This window comes from Pseudovibrio sp. SCP20 (assembly GCF_057774105.1).
Genome location: NZ_JBYMDH010000015.1, coordinates 1 through 1729, shown reverse-complemented (window position 1 = coordinate 1729; position 1729 = coordinate 1). Strand labels below are relative to the sequence as shown.

1 rRNA gene is annotated in these 1729 nt (G+C 51.1%); it reads left to right on the top strand.

The annotated features are described in order from the left end of the window. Positions 1–309 precede the first annotated feature (309 nt). Positions 310–1729, top strand: a 23S ribosomal RNA gene (locus tag AC3CB2_RS23445); the annotation flags it as partial.

Below are 1729 nucleotides of genomic sequence, written 5' to 3'. Positions count from 1 at the left end.
AAGTTTGCTTGTTCTGTGACATTTTGAAGAGAAGACATGATTGGCCGCTTGCCGCGCCAGTTCCTTATGGAATTGCGGTAGGTGACAGCTAGCCAGTTAAGACACTTTCGTAAGGAAGTGTCTCCATGGGGGCGCTTGACCGCTGCCCCGCCAGTTGTGTCTCATGAACTGGTCTAGACATACATTATGTATGTCTTTGATACATATTGATCTATTCAATGTGTGCCAAGTTGAAATCAAGCTTTGCTTTTGTTGGCTATCATGGACGTTTTGAACAAAACGTCCTTTATGATTATTGCTAATGAGAGTGATCAAGTGTCTTAAGGGCATTTGGTGGATGCCTTGGCGACTAGAGGCGATGAAAGACGTGATACGCTGCGATAAGCGTCGGGGAGCTGCGAATAAGCTTTGATCCGGCGATTTCTGAATGGGGCAACCCACCCGCAAGGGTACCCGCAAGGGGGCAAACCCGGGGAACTGAAACATCTAAGTACCCGGAGGAAAGGACATCAACCGAGACTCCGCTAGTAGTGGCGAGCGAACGCGGACCAGGCCAGTGGTCATATTTTAAGAACCGGAACAAGTTGGGAAACTTGGCCTTAGTGGGTGATAGCCCCGTACGGGTAGAAAGAGATATGATCCTTGAGTAGGGCGGGACACGTGAAATCCTGTCTGAACATGGGGGGACCACCCTCCAAGCCTAAGTACTCCTAGTCGACCGATAGCGCACCAGTACCGTGAGGGAAAGGTGAAAAGTACCCCGACGAGGGGAGTGAAATAGTACCTGAAACCGAATGCTTACAAACAGTTGGAGCCCGTAAGGGTGACAGCGTACCTTTTGTATAATGGGTCAGCGACTTAATTTAACGAGCAAGCTTAAGCCGATAGGTGTAGGCGTAGCGAAAGCGAGTCTTAATAGGGCGTTTTAGTTCGTTGGATTAGACCCGAAACCGAGTGATCTAGCCATGAGCAGGTTGAAGGTGCGGTAACACGCACTGGAGGACCGAACCCACGAATGTTGAAAAATTCGGGGATGACTTGTGGCTAGGGGTGAAAGGCCAATCAAACTCGGAAATAGCTGGTTCTCCGCGAAATCTATTTAGGTAGAGCGTCCTGTGAATACTCCTGGGGGTAGAGCACTGGATGGGCTATGGGGGCTCACCGCCTTACTGATCCTAACCAAACTCCGAATACCAGGAAGTACTGCAGGGCAGACACACAGTGGGTGCTAACGTCCATTGTGGAGAGGGAAACAACCCTGACCGCCAGTTAAGGTCCCTAAGTTATGGCTAAGTGGGAAAGGATGTAGAGATCCCAAAACAACCAGGATGTTGGCTTAGAAGCAGCCATCATTTAAAGAAAGCGTAACAGCTCACTGGTCTAAATAAGGGTCTCCGCGCCGAAAATGTACCGGGGCTAAAGCCATACACCGAAACTGCGGGTGCGTCTTATGACGCGCGGTAGCGGAGCGTTCTGTAAGCTGATGAAGGTGGACCCGTGAGGGCTGCTGGAGGTATCAGAAGTGCGAATGCTGACATGAGTAACGATAAAGAGGGTGAGAGACCCTCTCGCCGAAAGTCCAAGGGTTCCTGCGCAACGCTAATCGGCGCAGGGTTAGCCGGCCCCTAAGGCGAGGCCGAAAGGCGTAGTCGATGGGAACGGGGTTAATATTCCCCGGCCAGTGGGTAGTGACGGATGCCGTGTATCGTATCTCCTTATTGGATTGGAG